This is a genomic window from Paenibacillus sp. HJGM_3 (genome assembly GCF_045062745.1).
Classification (GTDB): domain Bacteria; phylum Bacillota; class Bacilli; order Paenibacillales; family NBRC-103111; genus Paenibacillus_AA.
This window is the reverse complement of record NZ_JBJGED010000015.1, coordinates 159,780-180,779: the sequence shown is the minus strand read 5'-3', so window position 1 is coordinate 180,779 and position 21,000 is coordinate 159,780. Positions and strand designations below refer to the sequence as shown.

The 21,000-nt window shown below is 58.6% G+C and carries 22 protein-coding genes and 1 pseudogene; 11 read left to right on the top strand and 12 right to left on the bottom strand.

Going from position 1 to position 21,000, the window contains the following annotated elements:
• The 5 genes and pseudogenes from ACI5FR_RS17895 to ACI5FR_RS17875 all read left to right on the top strand — a co-directional run.
• Positions 1–260, top strand: a pseudogene (locus ACI5FR_RS17895) (aldolase); the annotation flags it as partial.
• A 2-nt stretch (positions 261–262) separates the two neighbouring features.
• Positions 263–1,045 (top strand): SDR family NAD(P)-dependent oxidoreductase, encoded by a 783-nt coding sequence (locus ACI5FR_RS17890; RefSeq protein WP_405456709.1) that lies wholly within the window; start codon positions 263–265, stop codon positions 1,043–1,045.
• Between the two features lie 29 nt (positions 1,046–1,074).
• Positions 1,075–1,851 carry an SDR family oxidoreductase gene (locus tag ACI5FR_RS17885; protein ID WP_405456706.1) on the top strand — a complete coding sequence of 259 codons (777 nt, stop codon included), beginning with the start codon at positions 1,075–1,077 and terminating at the stop codon, positions 1,849–1,851.
• A 52-nt stretch (positions 1,852–1,903) separates the two neighbouring features.
• Positions 1,904–2,863 carry an aldo/keto reductase gene (locus ACI5FR_RS17880; RefSeq protein WP_405456703.1) on the top strand — a complete coding sequence of 320 codons (960 nt, stop codon included), beginning with the start codon at positions 1,904–1,906 and terminating at the stop codon, positions 2,861–2,863.
• A 30-nt stretch (positions 2,864–2,893) separates the two neighbouring features.
• Positions 2,894–3,679, top strand: a complete 786-nt coding sequence (locus ACI5FR_RS17875; protein WP_405456702.1) for a phytanoyl-CoA dioxygenase family protein — start codon at positions 2,894–2,896, stop codon at positions 3,677–3,679.
• A 71-nt stretch (positions 3,680–3,750) separates the two neighbouring features.
• Here the strand turns inward: ACI5FR_RS17875 and ACI5FR_RS17870 are convergent, their stop codons facing one another.
• From ACI5FR_RS17870 to ACI5FR_RS17845, 6 genes are all read right to left on the bottom strand, one after another.
• Positions 3,751–4,824, bottom strand: a complete 1,074-nt coding sequence (locus ACI5FR_RS17870; RefSeq protein WP_405456701.1) for a Ger(x)C family spore germination protein — start codon at positions 4,822–4,824, stop codon at positions 3,751–3,753.
• Complete coding sequence (locus ACI5FR_RS17865) at positions 4,821–5,912, bottom strand: GerAB/ArcD/ProY family transporter (RefSeq protein ID WP_405456700.1); 1,092 nt, start codon at positions 5,910–5,912, stop codon at positions 4,821–4,823. The genes ACI5FR_RS17870 and ACI5FR_RS17865 overlap by 4 nt, the downstream gene beginning before the upstream one ends.
• Positions 5,896–7,338 carry a spore germination protein gene (locus ACI5FR_RS17860; RefSeq protein ID WP_405456699.1) on the bottom strand — a complete coding sequence of 481 codons (1,443 nt, stop codon included), beginning with the start codon at positions 7,336–7,338 and terminating at the stop codon, positions 5,896–5,898. The genes ACI5FR_RS17865 and ACI5FR_RS17860 overlap by 17 nt, the downstream gene beginning before the upstream one ends.
• Positions 7,339–7,481: 143 nt before the next feature.
• On the bottom strand, positions 7,482–8,093 hold the full coding sequence (locus ACI5FR_RS17855) for a TrkA C-terminal domain-containing protein (protein ID WP_405456697.1): 612 nt from the start codon (positions 8,091–8,093) through the stop codon (positions 7,482–7,484).
• A gap of 158 nt (positions 8,094–8,251) precedes the next feature.
• Positions 8,252–9,532, bottom strand: coding sequence for an ArsB/NhaD family transporter (locus ACI5FR_RS17850; RefSeq protein WP_405456695.1), 1,281 nt, complete (start codon positions 9,530–9,532; stop codon positions 8,252–8,254).
• A 155-nt stretch (positions 9,533–9,687) separates the two neighbouring features.
• The gene (locus tag ACI5FR_RS17845) at positions 9,688–10,515 is read right to left on the bottom strand and encodes a helix-turn-helix transcriptional regulator (RefSeq protein WP_405456694.1); all 828 of its coding nucleotides are present in this window, start codon (positions 10,513–10,515) and stop codon (positions 9,688–9,690) included.
• 184 nt (positions 10,516–10,699) lie between these two features.
• Between ACI5FR_RS17845 and ACI5FR_RS17840 the strand changes: the two genes are divergently transcribed.
• Positions 10,700–11,410, top strand: coding sequence for a phytanoyl-CoA dioxygenase family protein (locus tag ACI5FR_RS17840; protein WP_405456693.1), 711 nt, complete (start codon positions 10,700–10,702; stop codon positions 11,408–11,410).
• A gap of 53 nt (positions 11,411–11,463) precedes the next feature.
• Here ACI5FR_RS17840 and ACI5FR_RS17835 read toward each other — a convergent pair whose 3' ends face one another.
• Positions 11,464–12,033 (bottom strand): peptidase G2 autoproteolytic cleavage domain-containing protein, encoded by a 570-nt coding sequence (locus ACI5FR_RS17835; RefSeq protein ID WP_405456691.1) that lies wholly within the window; start codon positions 12,031–12,033, stop codon positions 11,464–11,466.
• Positions 12,034–12,319: 286 nt separating this feature from the next.
• Positions 12,320–12,763: a spore coat protein GerQ gene (gerQ, locus tag ACI5FR_RS17830; RefSeq protein ID WP_405456688.1), complete on the bottom strand. Its 444-nt coding sequence runs from the start codon at positions 12,761–12,763 to the stop codon at positions 12,320–12,322.
• 301 nt (positions 12,764–13,064) lie between these two features.
• Here gerQ and cyoE point away from each other — a divergent pair, with 301 nt between their 5' ends.
• The 3 genes from cyoE (at position 13,065) to ACI5FR_RS17815 (ending at position 15,688) form a co-directional block, all read left to right on the top strand.
• On the top strand, positions 13,065–14,024 hold the full coding sequence (gene cyoE, locus ACI5FR_RS17825; RefSeq protein WP_405456686.1) for a heme o synthase: 960 nt from the start codon (positions 13,065–13,067) through the stop codon (positions 14,022–14,024).
• A 97-nt stretch (positions 14,025–14,121) separates the two neighbouring features.
• Positions 14,122–14,739: an SCO family protein gene (locus tag ACI5FR_RS17820; protein WP_405456684.1), complete on the top strand. Its 618-nt coding sequence runs from the start codon at positions 14,122–14,124 to the stop codon at positions 14,737–14,739.
• Between the two features lie 25 nt (positions 14,740–14,764).
• Complete coding sequence (locus ACI5FR_RS17815) at positions 14,765–15,688, top strand: AEC family transporter (protein ID WP_405456682.1); 924 nt, start codon at positions 14,765–14,767, stop codon at positions 15,686–15,688.
• A 17-nt stretch (positions 15,689–15,705) separates the two neighbouring features.
• Here ACI5FR_RS17815 and ACI5FR_RS17810 read toward each other — a convergent pair whose 3' ends face one another.
• The 4 genes from ACI5FR_RS17810 to ACI5FR_RS17795 form a co-directional block, all read right to left on the bottom strand.
• Complete coding sequence (locus ACI5FR_RS17810; protein WP_405456680.1) at positions 15,706–16,056, bottom strand: toprim domain-containing protein; 351 nt, start codon at positions 16,054–16,056, stop codon at positions 15,706–15,708.
• Between the two features lie 69 nt (positions 16,057–16,125).
• The gene (locus tag ACI5FR_RS17805) at positions 16,126–17,469 is read right to left on the bottom strand and encodes a TrkH family potassium uptake protein (protein ID WP_405456677.1); all 1,344 of its coding nucleotides are present in this window, start codon (positions 17,467–17,469) and stop codon (positions 16,126–16,128) included.
• Positions 17,470–17,600: 131 nt separating this feature from the next.
• Complete coding sequence (locus ACI5FR_RS17800) at positions 17,601–17,687, bottom strand: YjcZ family sporulation protein (protein WP_405456721.1); 87 nt, start codon at positions 17,685–17,687, stop codon at positions 17,601–17,603.
• A gap of 106 nt (positions 17,688–17,793) precedes the next feature.
• Entirely contained in the window at positions 17,794–19,002 is a 1,209-nt protein-coding gene (locus ACI5FR_RS17795; RefSeq protein WP_405456675.1) for an MFS transporter, read from the bottom strand.
• A gap of 260 nt (positions 19,003–19,262) precedes the next feature.
• On the opposite strand from ACI5FR_RS17795, the gene ACI5FR_RS17790 reads away from it, so the two are divergent.
• Positions 19,263–19,697 carry a hypothetical protein gene (locus ACI5FR_RS17790; RefSeq protein WP_405456673.1) on the top strand — a complete coding sequence of 145 codons (435 nt, stop codon included), beginning with the start codon at positions 19,263–19,265 and terminating at the stop codon, positions 19,695–19,697.
• 75 nt (positions 19,698–19,772) lie between these two features.
• Positions 19,773–20,927: a transglutaminase domain-containing protein gene (locus ACI5FR_RS17785; protein WP_405456671.1), complete on the top strand. Its 1,155-nt coding sequence runs from the start codon at positions 19,773–19,775 to the stop codon at positions 20,925–20,927.
• The last annotated feature ends 73 nt before the right edge of the window (positions 20,928–21,000 follow it).

Here is a 21,000-nt window from a genome sequence, read left to right as displayed (position 1 = left end):
GGATCGGAGCGCCCGGGCAGTTCAACCATCCGATGCTGCTTGAAGCGCGCCGCCGCATCGCGGAGTTGGCCGTCGCGAACGGCAAGTTCGCCGGGACCGTAGGCGGAGCGGGCAACTGGGAGGAGCTCGTGGCGCTGGGCTACACGTTCATCAGCGTAGGCGCGGATGTAGTCGGCCTGAGCCAGTATTACCGCCAAATCGTGGGGGACATCTCCAAGCTGCAGATGACGATGCCAAGCGGGATCTACGGGGGGAACTAAGGATGAGTATACTGGACAGCTTCTCGCTCGAAGGCAAGATCGCGGTGGTGACGGGCGGCTCGGGCAAATATGGCCGGCAAATTACGCTCGCGCTGCATGAAGCGGGCGCCCGGACGTACATCACGAGCCGGCAGCGCGATCGCTTGGCGGACATCGAGGCCGAATTTCGTCAGCAGGGCGCGGACATTCGCGCGCTCTACATGGACCAGGAGGACGAGGGGTCCATCCTGGCGCTGCGCGACGAGCTCCTCTCCGCCGAAGGCCGTGTGGACGTGCTGATCAACAACGCGGTCGCCCGGACGATGTCGGGGTGGAACGACACGGCCGAATCGTTCGCGAAGAGCATGGCCGCGAACGCGACCGGCATCTTCCTCGTGACCCGGGCGCTCGGCGACGCGATGGCCGAGCGGGGGAGCGGGTCGATCGTGAACATCGGCTCGATCCAGGGGATGATCGGTCCGGACGGCACGCTGTATGAGGGGCTCAGCTTCCACGGCTTCGTGCCCGACTACTTCTTCCACAAGGGCGGGATGATCAACTTCACCCGCTTCGCGGCGAGCTACTACGGTCCGCGGGGCGTCCGCTGCAACTGCATCAGCCCGGGCGGCTTCTGGACGGAGAAGACGCCGGACGAATTCACGAAGCGCTACAGCGCGCGCACGTTCCTGAACCGGATGGCCAATCAGTCGGACCTGATGGGCGCGATCGTGTTCCTGGCGTCCGACGCTTCTCTCTACGTGACCGGGACGAACCTCCCGGTGGACGGCGGCTACACCGCCAAATAAGTCTAGATCGGGAAAGGGGCACACAACAGATGAAACACCTATTCTCCCTGGAGGGGGAAGTGGTCGTCCTGACCGGAGGCAGCGGCTTCCTGGGCACGACGCTGACGGAGGCGATGGTCGACTATGGAGCGACCGTCGTCGTCGCGGACCCGATGCCCTTCCGCGGGCAGCCCTCCGCGCCCGAGCGCGTCCTGCATCTGCCGTGCGACGTCTCGGCGACGGCTTCGATTCGCGAGACGTTCCGCACGGTGCGGGACCGTTTCGGCCGTATCGACGTCCTCATTAACGGCGCCACGTATGGGGCCGGGTACGGCAAGCTCGGCACCGTCGCGGCGATGTCCGACGAAGACTGGCTGAAGGGCGTCGACGGCGCGGCCGGCACCGCTTTCCGCTGCATCCGCGAGGTCATCCCGTACTTCGAGGAGAACGGCGGCGGCCGCATCGTCAACTTCGCCTCGATGTACGGGATGGTGTCTCCGGATCCGCGCATCTATGGCGACAGCGGCGCGAACAATCCGGTCAACTACGGGGCCGGCAAGGCGGCGGTCATCCAGCTGACCAAATATTGCGCCGCGCACCTGAGCGACAAGAACATCCGGGTCAACAGCGTAAGCCCCGGCCCGTTCCCGAATCCGGCCAAGCAGCCGGACGAGGCGTTCCTGCAAGAGCTCAGCCGCAAGACGATGCTGGGCCGGACCGGCCGTGCGGAGGAGCTGGTCGGCCCCATACTGCTGCTCGCCTCCCGGGCGTCCAGCTTCATGACGGGCGCGAACATCGTTGTAGACGGCGGCTGGACGGCCTGGTAGAGCTCATATTTACAGCCGGACATATAAGAAGTGGAGGGAGGCAACCCTTGCAATGGAAGTGACCAAGAGGGGATTGACGTTTTCGAGGCTAACCCTGGGCACTGTTCAGCTCGGCCTTCCGTACGGGATCGCCAACAAGAACGGCAAGCCCGATGAGACGACCGCATCCACCATTCTGGACGCGGCGGTCGCCGGGGGCATCACAAGCTTCGATACGGCGAATACGTACGGCAATGCCGAGCAAGTGCTCAGCGACTATTTCGAGCATCGCCCGCAGCGGCAGCCGCGGCCGCTGATCGTGACGAAGATGCATCTGCGGGCCGATGCCGGTACGACTCCCGAAGAAGTGGAGCGGATGATGTACGCGAATGCCGCCTCCTCGCTCGGCAACCTGAGGCTGACGAAGCTCCCGGTATTGATGCTGCACAATCCCGAGGTTCTGGACACGCATGCGGAGACGGTGACGCGGGTGGCGAAGCAGCTCGTGAAGGAAGGGCTCGTGGACCGTATGGGAATCTCGCTCCGCGTGTATACGCAAGCCCAGTTCGACGAGATGTGGCGGACGGTGCAGGATGATGTCTATGAAGCCGTGCAAGTGCCGATCAACATATTGGACACCCGGCTGCTCGCCTACCTGGGCTTGCAGCGGCTGGACCAGGCGGGCAAGCTCGTGTTTGCCCGAAGCGTGTTCCTGCAGGGCTTGCTGTTCATGGAGGATCGCGAGCTTCCGCAAGGACTCCGGGAGGCGGCGGGTCCGTTATCGGTCTTGCGGGCGGTAGCCGCGCGCGAAAGGATGACGGTCGCACAGCTCGCCTTCTCGTTCGTGCGAGATCTGCCGCAGATCGACAGCCTCGTCTTTGGAGCGGAGACGCCGGGTCAAGTGCGGGACAATCTGCGCTTGTTCCATGGTCCGGCAATCAGCGAGGCGGCTCGAGCCGAGATTCTAGCCTCGTTCGCCGATATGCCGGAACACATCGTCAACCCAGCCTTATGGGAAGTTGCGAAGTCATAAACCGCGAAGAATACGAAGGGAGTAATATTGATGCATCTTACGGAAATGCAAGTCCAGTTTTATCGGGAGAACGGCTATCTCACCGGCCTCGCGCCAGTGTTCACGAACGAGCGGCTGGCGGAGCTGCAGGAGGGCTACCGTCGGATAACAGACCTGCTTCGGGAAGGGGAGGACCCGACGGACATCATGCAGTGGCACCGCACGAGCCGGTGGCTGTACGACATCGCGACCGAGCCCAAGCTGCTGGACTGCGTAGAGAGTCTGCTCGGGCCGGACTTCTACTTGTGGGGGAGTGAATTCATTGTCAAGCCGCCCCGCTCCCCGAAGACCGTGCCTTGGCATCAGGACGCTTATTATTGGCCGCTCGCCCCCCACAATACCGTGACCGTCTGGCTCGCCCTGTGGGACGTCGATGCCGAGAACGGCGCGATGCAGGTCATTCCGCGCTCGCACAAGGCCGGTATCATCAAGCATCGGATCGCCGGCGAGGAGTCCGTGCTGTCGTTCGAGCTGGAGCAGGGCCACTTCAGCACGGAAGACGCCGTGACGCTGAGCATCCCGGCGGGGGCGTTCACCCTGCACGACGATGCGATCGTGCATGGCTCGTCCGGCAACACTTCAGATCGCTGGAGGATCGGGTACATCCTCCGTTTCTCCGCCACCGAGGTCAAGTGCGACATGGAGCGCAACCCGAACTTCCTAAGCTATATGGTGCGCGGAGTCGACCGCTACAACCACAATCCGCAGGGGAGGATCCCGGACACGGCCTTCGCCCGCCCGGAGTTCTCCAAGCGGATTCGCAAACCCTCCTCCTAGCACATCCAGCATCGCAGCCTTGCAGGGCGACGCCGCCCTGCAAGGCTCCACGCTCCCCGCGGCTTACGCCCTTACTCCATCTTTCCGGAACCGGACAGGATTTGCACGGTTACTTCGAAGGTGACGGGGAACGTCTTGAACTCCCGCTCCCAGTTGCTTACGTTCAGCCCCCTCTGCCTGCGCCGCTCCCCGAGCCCGAACAGGTCCACGCCTTCCTGCTGCATGCGGCCATAAAGCTCCACCATGGATTGCTGAACCCGTGCGGCGATCGCCTTCTCCGTTTCGATGCGATGGTTTGGCGTTGAGGGCATGGCGGACTGCGTCAGCATCCCCTTCAACCGGATCGAGATCCGGGCCCCCTCCGGCGCGAGCTTGATCCGGCGTTTTTCCTGCGACACCTGGAACGCCGTCTTCTTGGTCTCGTCGCTGTAGAGGAGGATCTCGTTCACTTCCTTATTGACGAACAGGTTCACGATTTTCTGATCTTCGGCGTTCAGCGCCAAGGTCATCCTGCTGTCTGTGAACAGCCCTACGCCGGTATAATGCAGCTTCTGGGCCGCAAAGTCGATCGTCGGGATATAGGACGACTCGAGCGGATTGAAGATCGCTGGGGTAAACCTCCAGAGCAGCATGTCCAAGAAATTCGGGACCACATCGAACTTCTCGTTGATGAATTCCACCAGAATGCCTTTCTCCTGAGCTAGCAGCGATTGGGCTTGGCCTTCGGCCACGAGCAGATGGAGCGACGGATCCAGATCGAACTCCCGGAATAAATAGTCCCAATGCTCGCTTAATCCTTTCTGGGCGGCGGTTTTGCCGAAAACGATAAACGTGATCTTCTCGAGCGTGAACCGGTTGTCGATCTTCTCCTGGATCTCGTCCATGCATTCCGCGAGAGAGGCTCCTTGGCTTGAGAACAGCCGCGTTCGATACGGATTGCCGGTTGTACTCGTCTGAGTGACCTTGCCGCTCGTACTCGGTGGGATGTCCAGCTCCAATAAGCTCAGCTCGATCCGGTTCTCCCCTACTTGGTCGATGCCCATCCCGATTAGAAAGGCGTCGTGACGAATTTCTACGATGTCCCAACAGCCGGTGAGCGGCACGATCAGGCAGAGACAGAGCGTGAAGAGCGAGACGCGTTTCATCGGACCGTCCCCCTCCGCAGCCCTTTCATGCAGGCGCCCAATACCGGGAGCGCGAAGAACAGCACCGCCCCGTACAAGGATAAGTAGATTTGCGCCTGCACCACTTGGATGAAAGAGAGCGGGAAAAGCGACAGCAAATAGGTGCAGGCTGCGGCCAGGAGCAGGACCGTCTTCTCCCGGCGCAATCGAATCACCCCTCCAAGTGATTGTGTTACGATTAGGAGCATAATCCCTAAATCGGCCATTACGAGCATATGCCACAGGATCGGCGTCAGAAACGAGATTTTATGTATCGGAAAAAACGGAAGCAGAACGGTACCGACCGATTTTTGAATCGGCAGAATCCAGATCTTCACCGCATCCACATGGAAGATAGCCAGCGGCAGCGTAATAATGAACCCGATGAACAGAAAAGCGAGCGTAAGGGAAGCGAAGCCCCATAACTGGATATGCTTCCGGTGGCGTAAATAGGGCATGAAGAAGAAAGGGACCAAGGTCCCTTTAAACGCGAAGAAGAAGCTTAAGACCCTTTGCTCCATAAACGCCCCCCATGGAGGATCGCTCAGAGGCAGCAGCCGGGCAAAGTTCGCATTCTGAATCAGTCCCGTCAGGAGGAGCAGCATGGCCGGCACCAGAAAAAGCGCCAGCAGCTGGGAAGCCCGGGCGAAGCCCTCAATCCCGTGCCACACGAGCGCCACCACCGCGAGCATCATAATCAAATTGGTGACGAACACCGGCGTCTGTTTCAGCTGGGTGGCATGGATCATCGTCCAAAACTGCCTCAGGTACACGCCTCCCCAGGCCACTCCGGCCAGGACGAACATTAGCGCGAACCCCCAACTGACCGCTCTTCCGAACAAGCGGCGGATAACCCCGATTACGTTGTCGTCGGTATATGGCTTCATCATCCATGTGGCGAGCAGAGTCGAGACAACGGACAAGAGGTAGGCTATGCAGATGGCGAGCCAGGAGAAGCGGCCCGTCGTCTGATAGAGCAGCATCTGCTCGCCGAACGGATGAATGGCGATCGTGGCGAACACCAGCACGATACCGTATTGCCCCGGCGAAATATTAGTTGCCCTGCTCATCGTTAGGCTTCCTCCTCATGCTGACTTTATCTTGGGGTTGGAACAAGGTCCCCCGCTTGAACCTCCGGTTGGCCGGTATTTCGAACAGTCCTGGCAGCAGCTGCTTCCATTTCAACGGGGCCATCGGCTGCAGATAAGGGAGGCCCAACGTTCGAAGGCCGGTCAGGTGGCCGAGTTGGATCGCCATGCAGCAGACGATGCCATAGAGACCGAATATCCCGGCAGCCAGTACGAAAGCGTACTTCCATATGCGGATCGCGTAAGCCAGCTGGAGCGAGCTTAAGTAGGTGCCTACCGCCGTAATCGCGGTGATGATCACCATGAGGGAGCTGACGAGCCCGGCCTGAGTCGCTGCTTGCCCGATGATCAGGCTGCCTACGATATTGAGCGCGGGCCCAATGGTGCCCGGCACGAAGGTCGTCGCTTCAATGAAGATGTCCAGGACGAGCAGCATGATCATCACCTCGAGAAAGGTCGAGTACGGAAGCGCCTGCTGATCGGCGGACACGGAGATGCTGATCTCGGTCGGCAGAATGGACGTATTGACGGAGACCAGCGCGAGATAGATCGCGGCGGAGTACATCGACAGGAAGCTGGCTATGAACCGCAGCACGCGGGCGAACAGATGCACGTAGCTCGATTGCAGCAAATACTCCGATTCGCGCAGCAGGCCGATCACGGGAGAAGGCAGCATGATTCCGTAGGGAGAGCCTTCCGCGAATAGAACGATCCGTCCGGTATTCATCTCCACTTGGACGCGCGCCGGCAGCTCGGTCAGCTGATAGAGCGGGAACACGGATTGGTTGGGCTGAATGAGCAGATCCATCAGGTCGGTATGCCCGGTAATCAGATCGACGTCGAGGTCCCGAATCGCCCTGTCGATCTCGTCCACCCATCCCGGGTTGGTGATGTCCCGTATATAGCAGAGCGCCACCTTGCTCTTGGATCTTCGTCCCACCTCGTAGTAGCGAACCGACAGCTCCGGGTCCCGAACCCAGCGGCGGATGAGTCCTATGTTCGTTTCAAGGTCTTCATTGAAGCTTTCCTGCGGCCCGATGATCACTTTCTCGTACTTCGGCATCTCGATCGCCCGCGTCTTCGTATGCCACAATGGGATCGAGACCGCGCATTCCCATTCTTCATGGACGAGAATCACATGCCCCAGCATCAGGTCGGTCACCGCCTCCTCCACCGATTCAATCGGCTTGGCGCGGGGGAACACCGTCTTCCACGCCATGCCGGGCGTGGAATCCAGCATAGGAAGCGCTAATGTGATTTCGTTGTAAAATTGGTCTCTCGCTACCACCGTGTTAATAAAAGCGAGGCCCCAGACTTTCCGATCGTCCAAGGAGACTTCCAGATCGTCGGTGGGCAGCCGGTCTTGAAGCTGACGGATCGCTTGCGTCGGAATCGAATCGATGCGCATAAGGTCCTCCTGTCGTCATATAACGGAGTGATTCTAGTCTGATGCATCTTTGAACTAGAGTTTGCGCAATCCCACTTTGCTATACAAAAAGACCCGGCCGCTTGTAAAGCGTGCCGGGTCTCGCGTCATGTGCTGTGTTCGGCCTACGGATTAATGAATTGCTCGGTACGCTCCTGCACTTGCCCGTCGCCGACGACGATCAGCACGTCATCCACCTTCAGAATGATGTGCGGACCGGGAGAGATCGAGACTTCGGTTCCGCGGCGCAGCGCGATGATCGTAGCTCCGGTATGCTGCCAGAATTGGAGATTGGCGATCGTCTTGCCCGCGACCGGGGAGTTCTCTTGGACGGTAATCTCGACCGGGTGATAGGGCTTCAAATTTTTCATCCGGTCGGAGGCGTTGATGATCTCGGAGATCAGAGCTTCGAACTTCTGGTCGACCTCCCGCTTTTGTACCAGGAGCTGCTGCAAATCCATCTTCAGCGAATAAACAGATTTCAGGAACTGGTTGCGGTGGATATACTCGTAGGCCAGTCGATCGGAGATAATTGTAATCTCCTTGCCCTGCGACACCGAGACGATGTTCTCGTCCTTGAGCAAGCCGATCGCTTTGCGGATCGTCTCTGGCGAGACTTGATAGTGGCTGGACAAAATGGAGCGTCCGGAAATTTTACTGGAGACAGGGAATTCCCCGCTTACGATTCTTTGGGCGATATCGAGCGCGATGGACTTGTACCCGGCCGGATCCGACATAGGGAACGCCTTCCTTTAAGTAAGATTGCTGGGCGTCACCGTAGCCGTATGTGACGAATGGGCCGGAACGCATTTTCCAGTATATCATCATTTTGGGCTTAACAGAAGATAACCATACGGAAGGCACGGTTCGCGGGCGTTAACTTTCATCCCGCCGATTACATCAGATATCTGACGTACAGATAGACATTCGCGATCGCAATGGACAGCAGCATAAGCGGGAACCCCACCTTCAGGAACGCCGCGAATCGGATCGGGTGTCCCTCTTTGCCGGACAGACCGGCTACGATCAGATTCGCGCTGGCTCCGATCAGCGAGCCGTTTCCGCCTAGACACGCGCCGAGCGCCAGGCTCCACCAGAGCGGCTCCAGGTCGGGTACGCCCATCGCCCCCATTTCTTGAATGAGCGGGATCATCGTCGCCACGAACGGGATATTGTCCAGGAAGGCGGAGGCGATCGCGCTGAGCCACAGGATGAGGATCGAGGCCGCGGTCACGTTGCCGCCGGTCCAATCGATCATCCGCTCCGCCAGCATCGCGATGACGCCCGTCTCGATCAGCCCGGATACGAGCACGAACAGCCCGACGAAGAAAAAGATCGTCGTCCACTCCACCTTGGCGAGCGCTTCCTCCATCACATGTTCGCCGGTCAATAACAGCAAGAGGAAGGCACCGGTCAATGCGACCGTTGCCGACTCGAGATGAAGGAGCTGGTGCAGGAAAAATCCGATGATGGTGAGCCCCAGTACGGTCAGGGATTGCTTCAGCAGCTTGCGGTTCTTGATAAGCGCGCGTTCATCCATCTCCATAAGAGCGCGCATGTGCTCCGGCGAGGTCTGGATTTGGGACCGGAACAGGAGCACGAAGATCGGGAGGAAGGCAATCATGATCAAGGCTGCGATCGGAGCCAAATTGTTAATGAACGCCATGAACGTCAATTCCGGCACGGCGCTGCCAATCATGATGTTGGGAGGATCCCCGATCAAGGTGGCCGTCCCTCCGATGTTCGAGGCGAAAATCTGCGTAATCAGGAAGGGAATCGGCGGCACCCGCAGCTGCCGGGTGATGTTGAACGTGACAGGCACCATCAGCAGCACGGTCGTCACGTTGTCCAGGAATGCCGACCCGACCGCGGTAATGACGGCCAGCGCGATTAGTATGCGCACCGGCTCGCCGCTCGCCAGCTTGGCTGCCTTGACCGCTACATAATTGAAGACGCCGGTCTCGGCGGTGACGCTGACCAGGATCATCATCCCGATCAGCAGCCCGAGCGTATTGAAGTCGATGTGGTGTACGGCTTCCGCCTGATCGACGATTCCGAAGACGATCATGGCGACGCCCCCGATCATGGCTACGATCGTGCGGTGTACTTTCTCCGCGACAATCATGGCGTACACAATGAGGAATAAGCCGATGGCCCAGTAAGCTTGAATCTCCATAAGTCCCCCTTGAATGATTGGTACTAGATTTAGGATTTCCCAAAAACGGAAACAAAAAAGAGAAGCCCCTTGGTGACAGGCTCCTCCGACTTGCTTAAGCATGAGTATGCGGTTGATCGATCCGACTCTTAAAATACCATGCCCGGCGCGGGGCGTCAATGCTTGGCGCGGAATTGGCGCGGGGTCATGCCGCGGAACTGCTTGAACACTTTGATGAAATAGCTCGAAGAGCCGAAGCCGCATTCCAGGGCGATCTCCGTTATCGACCGGTTCGTGTGGCGCAGCATGTGGCTTGCGTGCTGCAGCCGGAGCCGGGCGAGGAATTCATTCGGCGTGAGCCCGGCGACCGCCTTGAACTTCGTATAGAAGCCGGTCTTCTTGAGCTTCGTCTGCCGCATCACCTCGTCCATGTCGATCTCGTAGGACCAGTGGGCGATGATGTATTCGATGGCGGCCACGAGGCTCGAGAGGGAAGGGTCGGCCTGGCGCTCGGCCGATTGCTCGAGATAATGGCGGTGCACATGGACGAGGATCTGGAGGAGCAGCGTGAACTGCTGCACGTCCCAGTCCGGCCGGCCGAGACTCGCCTCCTCCACAGCCTGCTCGGCCAGCCGCTTGATCGCTTGAGCGTGCGGCGAGCTAGCCGGGATGAGCGGCGGCATGTCCGTCATGTAGAACGGGGCGAGCAGCGCATATCCTCTCGGCACGCCGCTCACGACCGCGGGCGAGAACAGCACCATGACCCATCGGGCCGGCTTGTCCGCCTCGCGGGTCAAGTTCCAGTGAGGCTCGAACGGCCGGAATAGGAACACGTCGCCGGGCTCGGCGTAGTACACCCGATCAAGAAGCGGGTACATCATCGGACGGTCGAGCGGGATGCTGAGCTCCAGGGCGTCGTGGACGTGCAGCTCGTGCTCGGTGAGCTCGGCGAGCTTCTCCTCGATCGTATAGCCGTGCGTCAGCCGGATATCCGAATAGTTCACCCGAGTCCCCTCCTTTTCAATACTAAGATACCATCGGGAGCCGGAGGCGGGAAGGGTGAGATTGCGGCCGTGCGAACAAAATTGCTATTTTTCCATGGTGATCGTGGAAGATTGGAGCAGCTGCCGCCGGTTACAATCGAGGTATAAAATGACCAAGCAGCGAGCTGCGAAGGGAGCCAATGAAATGACGACGCAAACGGGATTTGTATTGACGGAGGAATTGGTGGAGCAATTTTACCGGGAAGGGTATTTCTACGCACCGGGGTTTCTGGCTCCGGAGACCGTAGAGGCGATCAACCGGGAAAACGAGGCGTTCGCCTATGCCCCGAGCGACGGCAAGTGGAGGAGCAAGGCGATTATTCGGATCGAGGAGGAGCGGGGCGACTATCCCCATACGACGGCGTTCCTGACCGATCCTGCGATCGTCAGCGTGTTCGAACGCATTCTGTGCAACCCGGTGAAGCTGTGGATGGGCATGTACGCGGTCGTCGCTCCAGGCGGCAACGGGCTGGAGTGGCACCAGGACAATCAATATACGCATATTCTGGGCCATATGCTGAACGGATTCATCGCGCTGGATTTTATCGATCAAAGCAATGCCGGCTTGTGGCTGGCCCCTGGCTCCCATCTGCTTGGACGTCAGCCCAACTTAAACGAGGGGGAGGGGCACAAACGCGCCGCCGAACCCGAGAATGGCGCGCCCTGTCTCCCAATGGCTCCAGGCGACGCCGTCTTCTTCCACCGGGAGACGCTGCATCACAGCAAGAAGAACAACACCGACAAGCCTCGCCGGGCATATGCCTTCCAGGTGGCATCGGCCAACTGCCGCTACGCCAAGACCGGCATGCTGCTGGAGGACCGTGTGCTGCTGTCGGGATACCGGTCGAGCCGATAAGCGGCCGAACGGGAAAAGGCTGCAAGCAGTCGTCGCCTGCCTGCAGCCTTTTGCTATCGTCGAACCCGGACCCCTCCCAGCAGGATGAGAATCTGAGCGGGGCCGATCCGCTTCATGACCTTGAAGCCGAATCCGCGCGGCGCAGCAGAAGCGATGCCGTCCGCATTGGGCCAGCAGTATTCATTGACCCGGCATGAACCGTCATCCCGTACCGTCAGCTTGCCGAGGAGTCCCACACTGACCCATTCCGGCCTCTGTCTTCGCGGCACGTAGACCGCATTCGGGTCGTATTCCGGGTTCAGCATCCGCTGGCCGGATTCGTCGGTGAGCGGGCGTCCCCATTCGTCCTCCAGGAACATCCGGTTCCAGTGCAGCTCGCTAGCGTCCCCGAGAATCATCGGCTTCGCCGTCACGACGCCTAGAACCTCTTCGTCTTGGGCTGTGGCTTTGCGCACGAGGCTGCCGTCCAGCGCGACGAAGCAGCCCGGCTCGATCGGCTGCCTGTCCGCGGTCTCGAACATTTCGGCATAGCCCGCGCCAGCGGGGCCCAATACGGTGCCATCTGTCTTGACATTACCGAGAGGGTCGACCGAAAACGTTTGGACTACGGGGGTCTTCGCCACCGCGCCGCCGGAGCGTGATTTGGTGCCAGATGCGATCGTGACGCGGCCTAATCGCTTTTTCCTGTGGGACAGTTTGGCGGCGGACTTCCTTGCAGGAGAATATGATCTTTTAGAAGCAACTATTGTGGATATCATTAGACAACCCCTTCCATGTAGGAACTACTGCATGATATGGGAAGAGGGCCTAAGGGGTTTGTACACCAGCCTATGACAACATGCGCAAGAGCGCCCATCCCTGAGCCGAGCCGGCAGGGGACAGGCGCTCTTCCTGCATTCATGCCGGCGATTAGCGCACCGGGTACGAATAGTTCAGCGGCTCGTCGAACGTGACATAGTCCAGGTTGACCATCAAGAGCAGAAAACGCATGCCGGTAGTCGGATCGCTAATGATGATGTGGTCGCGGCCGGCCGCTTCGATCTTGCCTTTGAAGATCTTGGCGTTCCACTCGCTGTTGTTCTCATACGTCATGTAGAACGTCCCGGTCTTGCCCAGGTTCAGACGAAGAATGTTCTCAATGAAGGATTGTTCGCTGAGCGATGCTGGCAAGGGCGCGGTCATGGGGGGAGCAGCCGGAGTGGTCGTACCGGTCGGCTGGTAAAAGCCTGCGCCGCTTTGCCCTGGCGCTTGCGTTTGCATGTGGCCATAGGGCTTAGGCTGCTGGTGCCCGGGATACATCATCTGGGGACCGGTTGTCCCCCGGAAGTCTGGATATGCTTGATAACAGGACATAATGTATAAAAGCCTCCTTTTTGGGATTAAAACGTACCGAGCACGCTGGGGCAGTCTTCGCTCGTCGGTGCGAAGAAACAGTGGGCGAAGTCTGCTCGGTGGTCTGGGCTCAAACCTACATCTTCATCATATTGGGCGCCCCGCGAAATGGTGACGGTTCCGGGAAAAATGTTTTCGTCGCAAAGCGTTCACACGGTTCGACAAATTTATGAAATCGGTCCGCACTTTGTTGTCAAATGCAGGACGGGTTGATATGATAGGGAAGGTTAAAGTGCAAATGATTTTGATGGGGGGCAATACCATGGACAATCAGCTCCAGATGGAAGGGACGCTCAGCGCGGAAGCGCAGGCCGCACTCGAGACGGAAGAGCTGCTGGCTCCCGTTCGCAAGGCAACGATTCGCGACTATGTGAACCTGGCCAAGCCGGGCATTTTATTTTCTAATTTGATCGCCGCCTTCGGGGGTTACTGGGTCGCATGGGGAGCATCGGGCGAAGAGATCGATCTGGTCAAGATGCTGCTCACGATGATCGGCACCGCACTCGTCATGGCATCCGGCTGCGTCCTGAACAACTACCTCGACCGCGATATGGACACGAAGATGAGCCGGACGAAGAAGCGCGCGCTGCCTACGGGCGTCGTGACGCCGAATCAGGTGCTGATCTACGGCATCGTTCTAGGACTCGTCGGACTGACCGTGCTCGTCTTCTTCTCCGGCTCGCTAGCCGCGCTGCTCGGCGTCGTCGGCTTGCTCGTCTACGTATGGATTTACACCGCTTGGCTGAAGCGCACTTCGCCGCTCAGCACGACGATCGGCGCGATCTCGGGCGCCATGCCGCCGGTCATCGGATACGTCGCCGTGTCCAACGTGCTGGACGCCGGGGCCTGGATTCTGTTCGGCATCTTGTTCCTGTGGCAGCCGCCGCACTTCTGGGCGCTCGGCATGCGCCGGAAGGAAGAATACCGCGCCGCGGGCTATCCGCTCTTGCCGGTCGTACACGGCAACTATATTACGAAGCTGCACATGATGCGCTTCCTGATCATGCTCGTGCCGGTTTCGCTCATGCTATACTTGTACCAGTACGTAGGGGAGGTCTACTTGATCACCGCGTCCGTACTTGGCTTGATTTGGGTGTTCCTGGGCATCATGGGCTTCAAGGCGAAGGATGACGATACTTGGGCGAAGAAAATGTTCGTCTACTCGATCAACTATTTGCCGATCCTGTTCATCATCATGATCTTGGACACGATCCGGGTGTAAACCCTAAGAGCTTTTTTAGCAGCAAGCCCCTAAGCAAGCGACGGGGCTTCTTTTTTTAACATCATTCCGGGGTTGAAGTTAGGAGGAACAACGCGACATGCAGCAATTTATTGAGAAGCACTGGTTCAAGGGGGTGGCCGCCGCCGCGATCATCGCGATCGCCGCCGTGCTAGTCCTGAATACTTCCACGTTCAAAAAGAGCGGCAAACTGCCGGTCATCAAGAAGGCCACCGAGTTCTCCCTGGAGAGCTCCGACGGCTCCACAGCGAGCCTGGCCGACTCGAACGGCAAGGTTCGGCTCGTCTACTTCTTCTGGTCGACATGCCCGGACGTCTGCCAGCCGACGACCTATGAGCTATCGAAGGTGAAGCAAGAGCTGGAGAAGGACGGACTTATGGGAAGCAAGGTCGTGATGTATTCGATTTCCTTCGACCCGGACAAGGATACGGCACAGCAGCTGTCGACGTATTCAGCCCGATTCCAGAAAGATACGACGAACTGGAAGTTCCTGCGCGGGGAAGAGAAGGCGATGCGAGACTTGGCTAACGCTTATGGCGTAAGTGTCCTGAAGAACAAGGACGGCACGTTCGCGCATACGAATTCGATCGCCCTCGTCGACGGCGCGGGCAACATTCGCGAGTACATTACATCCGACGAAGTGGGCGCGATCGTGAGCTACAAGGAAATCGTGAAGGAAGTCAAAACTTTATTGTAGATCCAGCTAGAGAAGAGGAACCGGGTTGTCTTACTTTTCCTATATCCTGCTGAACAACGTCGTCCCGCTCAGTCTTATGATTGCAGCGGGTGTCGTGCTTCAGCTCGTCTTCAAGCTCGACATTCGGACGTTGTCCAAGCTGAACTTTTTCTTATTTTCCCCTTGCATCATGTTTCTCATGCTGTACGAGTCGGCGATTACGCTGAACATCATGCTACAAGTGCTGCTGTTCATCTGCGCGTTCTTCGCCGCGTCTTACATCCTGATCGGCGTCGTCATGAAGCTGCGCGGGTATAGCGGCAGCATGAAGAGCGCCATGCGGAACAGCGTCCTGTTCTACAATAGCGCCAATTACGCGATCCCGCTCAATCAGCTCGTCTTCGTTAACGATCCGTTCACCTTATCGATCCAGATCATCATCATGATGATGCAGAGCTTGCTGCCGAATACGTACGGCATCTACAGCGTGAACTCCCACCGGCAGTCGATGCGGGAGACGCTGAGGACGATCCTCACGATGCCGACGATCTATGTGATCCCGATCGCGCTGACGATGCGCTGGCTTCATATTCCGTTGCCGCATCCGATCTACATTTCGATCGATTATGTGGGCAAGGGCTTTATCGCTACGGCGCTCATCACGCTCGGGGTACAGCTGGGAGGCATGAAGTGGCGGCTGCAGCTGTCGGACGTGATGCTCTCGAACGTGATGCGGCTATGCGTAGGGCCGCTGCTCGGATTCGTCCTGGTCTGGGCGTTAGGCATAGAAGGCGATATGGCCAAGGCGCTCGTGCTGTCCTGCGCCGTACCTACGTCGCTCAGCAGCGTGCTGCTGGCGGTGGAGTTCGACAGCGAGCCGGAGTTCGCATCGCAGGCGGTGTTCTCATCCACTGTGTTCAGTATTTTTACGGTGACATTCGTCATCTATTTGCTGCAATACGTAGGGTGAAATCCCAGCAAAGTTCTTTACGGCACTAAATCGCTCGGAGGGTATAGAATAAATTCATCGAGACCCGCCTTCTCCAGCTGTTGGATGATATATTCGTCCGGGGTACCTTCGACGCCGGCATAGCCTCGGCGGGTGTAGATTTGCTCCGCATCGGGGTATGTGTCCCTCAGCATCGCGCGGATTCGCTTGCCCGACGGATCGTTGTCCGTGAACAGGTAGACGTCGCGGTCCCCGATCTCTTTTTTCAATCGCTCCAGCTTCTCCGTATTCAGCGTTCCATATGTACACACGATCATGATTTGGTCTGAGAGCAGCCGCCGCAAGCGGCTTTTGTCGTTTTTGCCTTCTACGATGATTGCGATCGACATGATGGTTCTCCTTCTTAACGATTAACAGCTAAACTATCGGAAGTATTCCCTGGGAAATGTCGGATCGTGTTATCCGATTAACAGCTTCCCTTCAGGATGGCGATATAGCTCTTTTTTATGCTTAGGCTGCAAGGCGAAGGCCAACGTGACCGGACCTACGCGTCCCAGGAACATGACGAAGATAAGAATCCACTTGCCTGCCGCGGTCAAATCCGGAGTCAAGCCCATGCTGAGCCCGACCGTTCCAAAGGCGGATACAACCTCGAACAATATCATCAGGAACGGCCTCGGATGCAGCGCCGACATGACCATCGTCGCAATCGAGATCAGGAACACGGATAGGATCGTAAACGTCGTCGCCCGATACACGAGCTCCTGGGAGATGCGGTAGCGGAACAGCTGTACGTCTTCCCTGCCGCGCACCATCGTGAAGACTGCGCCAAGCAGGATGGCGAACGAAGTAATCTTGATCCCGCCCCCCGTAGAGCCCGGAGCGGCCCCGATGAACATGAGTACAATCATGAAAAATTGTGTGCCTTGCCTGAGCCCGGCTATATCGATCGTATTCGTGCCCGAGGACCGCAGGCTCACGGACTGGAACATCGCCGCCATCGCTTTATGGCCGTCGTGAAGCGGTACGAGCGTAAGCGGGTTCGTGTATTCGAAGATGAAGATCACCAGCGCGCCTATTCCGATCAGGAGGCTTGAACCGGTTAGGACGACTTTGCTGTGCAGGCTCAGCCTTCGCGTGCGTCGGTACTCGATCAAGTCGGACATGACGATGAAGCCGATGCCGCCCGAGACCACGAGCAGCATGGACACGATATTGATGAGGATGTCGTCCACGTACATCGTCATGCTGCGGAAGCCGCCGAACAGCTCGAACCCGGCATTGTTGAACAGAGACACCGCATGGAACACGCCGAAATAAAGCGCCCGGCCGAACGGCAGTTCCGACGACCAGCGCCAGGCGTATAGGAGAGCCCCTATGCCTTCGAGGCTGAGCGAATATGTGAAAACCTTTTTCGTCAGGCGAACGATGCCTTCGATGTTCGTCTGGTTCATCGATTCCTTCAAGACGATGCGTTCCCGGAGCGAGATTCGACGGCCGAGCATGAGGGCGAACCATGTGGCCGACGTCATGAAGCCGAGTCCGCCCAGCTGGATCAATACTAGGATGACCAGCTGACCGAACAGGGTGAAGTCATTCGCCGTATCGGCCACGACCAATCCGGTCACGCATGTAGCTGAAGCGGATGTGAATAATGCGTCTATGTAAGAGATTGACTTGCCCGGGGGCGATGAGATCGGCGCCCACAGCAGCAAGCTTCCGATCAGAATGAGCAGCAGGAACCCGACGGTTAAGATTTGCGGCGGGGATAGCCTGGAGACTCTGGCACGAATAGTTGACATGATAGGATGACACCTCTTGGGTACAGTTTACCTGATCGGACGAACGTTATCCAATCCTGGCTGTACCGCCTTGAGCATGGATACGAAAAAACGGCTTGAGCCCTTGGCCCAAACCGTTCCCTATAGCAGTCCTAGAAGCACCAGCAGCTTGCAAGTACAATTACCAGAAGGATGAAAAGTACGAGTATGAATGCACTAGAGTGGCCGAGAGCGGACATATTCAAAAGACCTCCTTCCCGACTGCGTGGTCATCTTACACTCCTATCCTATTGCGGAGACGGGCGTACGGCCTGTGCAAATACCTAGAGCCCGAAAAATGGGTGATTATCGAGGAAGGACAGTCGCTGTCCGGAACTTCTGCGGAGCGAGCAGCAGAAGCGCCAGCATGAGGAACAGGAAGGCGATGAAGTAAGGGCTCACGACCGTACGCAGCTGTCCCGCGAGGACGGGGCCGATGAACGCGCCGATGGAGAAGGAGACGGATAGGAGGGAGAAGACGCGGCCGTAGCGGCTCGCGCTCGAAACCGTAGCGAGCAGCGTCGCCATGGCCGGGAAGATGATGCCCTTCGCCATCCCGACGAGGAACAGCGATGCCGCGATCGGCAACGGCCAATGGACGGACAAGCCGAAGAAGCATAATGCGAGCGCTAATGCCCCCGACGCCGTGCGAGCGAAAGGGGAGAACCGGTTCAAGAACAGCAGGCTCAAGGTAAATAGGGCGCCCAGGCTGACCATGGAGAATAGCAGACCTGAAGTGAGGATCGACTGCTTAGCCGCACTCATAAGCGGCAGCTCGAAGAAGAGGATGCCTTGCGAGCAAGAGATCGCCATCGGGATGCCGAAGAACAGCCACGGGATGGTGCCGTTGTCGGCCGTGCCGATGGAGGCGTCCGGGGCGGTTGCCTCGTAGCGGGACGGCGCATGCGAATGGCCGTGCCCGGGAGCGTGGGGAGGCAGGCCGGGATGCTCCCCGGCCACCGCAGGAGTGCGCTCCTCCCGGATGCCGAGCATCGCTAACAGCCCGATACCGATCAGCGCCCAGCCGAGGAAGAGGAACGAGGTCGTGAAGCCGAACTTGCCGACGAGATAAGCGCCTGCGGCCGGGGAGATGACGGAGGCGAGTGTATGGACGAGGCCGTTGCCGGCCATGAGCTTGCCTTGTTGGGTGCGGTTGCGGGCGAGCTTGGCGAGCATTGCCATACAGGCCGGCGAGAGGAACGCGAGAATGAAGCCGCTGATCGAGCGGATCCAGAGCAGCTGCCACGGGTTCGTAACCGTCGATTGGTAGACGAGGATAATACCGGCGCCGATTAGGCTTAGCAGGATGAACCATTTGCTCCCATAGCGGTCGACCCAGACCCCGGCGAGGAGATTGCCGGGCAGGTGGGTGATGGAGTAGACGCCCATGATCCAGCCTATGAACGTAGGCGCGGCGCCTAACGACAGCGCGAACGGGGTCAGGATCGGGTACTGCGCATGCAGGTCGAAGAACGCCACGAACATGAACAGGTAAAGCCAGATAGCCGTTTTCATGGGAAAATCACCCGTTTCCTTATTTTTATAAACCCCGGGGTCCCCGCAAAGTAATAGGGGGCTTCGCCGAGCTTCAGAGGCCCACTTCACTTTGTGGGGTAACTTGTACATGCATTCATCACTACTTGTACGTGATTGTCCGACCGGATATTACGGAATTTTCGGGGGCTGGACAAAAAAAGGGTGAACTTGCACGAAGCCCTATAGTATGATGGATGTGGAATCGGAGCATAACTTGTAAAATAGGAAAGGGTGTAGAAATGGATCAGTTGTCGACGTTCATTCAGGATCGCTGGGTGGTCATCCTGATCGCGATCGTGGTGCTATTCCTAGTGATTAAAATTGTGAAAACGGTTGTAAAATGGGTCATCGTGCTCGTAGTGGTAGCGGCTCTATTCTATTACGGGGCGTCGTATACGGACGATCTGAAGCAGCTGGGCAGTGACGCCGTAGCTACAGTCAAGGACGTAGCCGCCTCCGCCAAGGAAGATGCGCTCAAGGCGCTCGCCGGCAAAGATGCGAAGTTCGCGCAGAACGCCGACGGCTCGTATTCGGTGACCGCGGGCCAAGTGAAGCTGGAAGGCAAGCCGGGCGCGACGGAAGTGAGCCTGTCCGTAGCCGGGAAGAAGATCGCGGACATCAAGCTGGACGATGCGGTGAAGGCGCTGATCGAGCAAGCGAAGAAGAACGTCTAGTATCAGGAGCGGCGACTAGCGAGTCTTATACAAGACTAGCAAGATTAGAAGACACTATGCGAAGGGGGGGAGATGATGGACAATCTGGCCTGGGTGCAGCAAATGGACATGAACCTGATCTCCATCGCGCTGTTCCTTCTCGTGGCGGCCTCAATCGTGCAGGGCTTCCTTAGGGGCGCGTCCGGCTCGGCGCAGTCGTTCCTGTTCTTCGCCGCGGAAGGCGTCATCACGGTCGTCAGCGTCCTAATGGCTTGGCGGATCGGCGAATGGCTGTCCCCGGTCATCCGCGACGCCCTTATCGCCCGGAATATCGTCATCCCGAACGCCGATCTGGGCTTTTTCCAGCAAGGCTACTATACGCTGATTACCGGGATTCGCGACTTCCCGCTGTTGCGGACCGGGACGCTGTTCCTGATCGGCTACACGGCGGCCAAGCAGCTGTTGTACTGGCTGTGGCGGCAGTTCGTGTTCCGCTCGGGGTGGTTCGACCGGTCGATGACGGCCCGTGAAGGGCGGCCCTCGCTGTGGAGCAGCGGCATCGGCGGCGGGATCGGCGCGATCATCGGCATCGGCCGGGCGCTCATGCTGATCGCGGCGCTATTCGTGTTCACGACGCTGTTCCCGCAGTCGGGCTTCTCCCGCTATGTGCAGTCGTCGGGCATCTACACGCAGGGCGCGACGCAAGTCATCGCTCCGTTCAGCGGAGACTTCCTGGAGAAGCAGCTCCCCGTGCTGACGAAGGCGGTCGGCCAAGAGTACAAGAAGATCCTGCAGCGCAAGTACGAGGTCATCGACGCGAAGATTCCGGCCGACATCGAGGCCGCGGCCAAGGAGATCGCGGCCGGGAAGACGGACGACGAAGCGAAGGCGCGGGCGCTCTACCAGTGGGTCGGGACGCGGGTCCAGTACGACTGGGACAAGGTCGAGCTGTACGAGCGGGACCGGGTCTGGAAGGAGCAGTCGCCGGAGGACACGTTCGCCACGCGGCTCGGCGTCTGCATCGACTACTCGCGGCTGTACGCCGTTATGGCGCGGGCCGTCGGGCTCGAGGTGAAGGTCGTCACCGGCCAAGGCTACGACGGACGAGGCGGGTACGGCCCGCACGCCTGGAACGAGGTGTACGTCAGCGCCAAGCAGGCTTGGATTCCGCTGGACTCCACGTGGATGTCGAGCGGAGGGAACTGGTTCGACCCGCCGAATTTCTATAATACGCATATCCGGGATGTATAAAAGTGCCCCGGCCTTCCCGATACAAGGGGGGCCGGGGCGTTTGGCTTTCGTTGCGGTGCTTCTGCCCATCGTT

What these genes read in the sequence shown, in the direction of transcription:
- ACI5FR_RS17870 (WP_405456701.1), bottom strand. Translation starts at nt 4,824, where the DNA reads ATGAAACGCGTCTCGCTCTTCACGCTCTGTCTCTGCCTGATCGTGCCG.
- ACI5FR_RS17875 (WP_405456702.1), top strand. Translation starts at nt 2,894, where the DNA reads ATGCATCTTACGGAAATGCAAGTCCAGTTTTATCGGGAGAACGGCTAT.
- ACI5FR_RS17865 (WP_405456700.1), bottom strand. Translation starts at nt 5,912, where the DNA reads ATGAGCAGGGCAACTAATATTTCGCCGGGGCAATACGGTATCGTGCTG.
- ACI5FR_RS17880 (WP_405456703.1), top strand. Translation starts at nt 1,904, where the DNA reads ATGGAAGTGACCAAGAGGGGATTGACGTTTTCGAGGCTAACCCTGGGC.
- ACI5FR_RS17800 (WP_405456721.1), bottom strand. Translation starts at nt 17,687, where the DNA reads ATGTCCGCTCTCGGCCACTCTAGTGCATTCATACTCGTACTTTTCATC.
- ACI5FR_RS17860 (WP_405456699.1), bottom strand. Translation starts at nt 7,338, where the DNA reads ATGCGCATCGATTCGATTCCGACGCAAGCGATCCGTCAGCTTCAAGAC.
- ACI5FR_RS17805 (WP_405456677.1), bottom strand. Translation starts at nt 17,469, where the DNA reads ATGTCAACTATTCGTGCCAGAGTCTCCAGGCTATCCCCGCCGCAAATC.
- ACI5FR_RS17885 (WP_405456706.1), top strand. Translation starts at nt 1,075, where the DNA reads ATGAAACACCTATTCTCCCTGGAGGGGGAAGTGGTCGTCCTGACCGGA.
- cyoE (WP_405456686.1), top strand. Translation starts at nt 13,065, where the DNA reads ATGGACAATCAGCTCCAGATGGAAGGGACGCTCAGCGCGGAAGCGCAG.
- ACI5FR_RS17820 (WP_405456684.1), top strand. Translation starts at nt 14,122, where the DNA reads ATGCAGCAATTTATTGAGAAGCACTGGTTCAAGGGGGTGGCCGCCGCC.
- ACI5FR_RS17810 (WP_405456680.1), bottom strand. Translation starts at nt 16,056, where the DNA reads ATGTCGATCGCAATCATCGTAGAAGGCAAAAACGACAAAAGCCGCTTG.
- ACI5FR_RS17785 (WP_405456671.1), top strand. Translation starts at nt 19,773, where the DNA reads ATGGACAATCTGGCCTGGGTGCAGCAAATGGACATGAACCTGATCTCC.
- ACI5FR_RS17840 (WP_405456693.1), top strand. Translation starts at nt 10,700, where the DNA reads ATGACGACGCAAACGGGATTTGTATTGACGGAGGAATTGGTGGAGCAA.
- ACI5FR_RS17890 (WP_405456709.1), top strand. Translation starts at nt 263, where the DNA reads ATGAGTATACTGGACAGCTTCTCGCTCGAAGGCAAGATCGCGGTGGTG.
- ACI5FR_RS17850 (WP_405456695.1), bottom strand. Translation starts at nt 9,532, where the DNA reads ATGGAGATTCAAGCTTACTGGGCCATCGGCTTATTCCTCATTGTGTAC.
- ACI5FR_RS17855 (WP_405456697.1), bottom strand. Translation starts at nt 8,093, where the DNA reads ATGTCGGATCCGGCCGGGTACAAGTCCATCGCGCTCGATATCGCCCAA.
- ACI5FR_RS17795 (WP_405456675.1), bottom strand. Translation starts at nt 19,002, where the DNA reads ATGAAAACGGCTATCTGGCTTTACCTGTTCATGTTCGTGGCGTTCTTC.
- ACI5FR_RS17790 (WP_405456673.1), top strand. Translation starts at nt 19,263, where the DNA reads ATGGATCAGTTGTCGACGTTCATTCAGGATCGCTGGGTGGTCATCCTG.
- gerQ (WP_405456688.1), bottom strand. Translation starts at nt 12,763, where the DNA reads ATGTCCTGTTATCAAGCATATCCAGACTTCCGGGGGACAACCGGTCCC.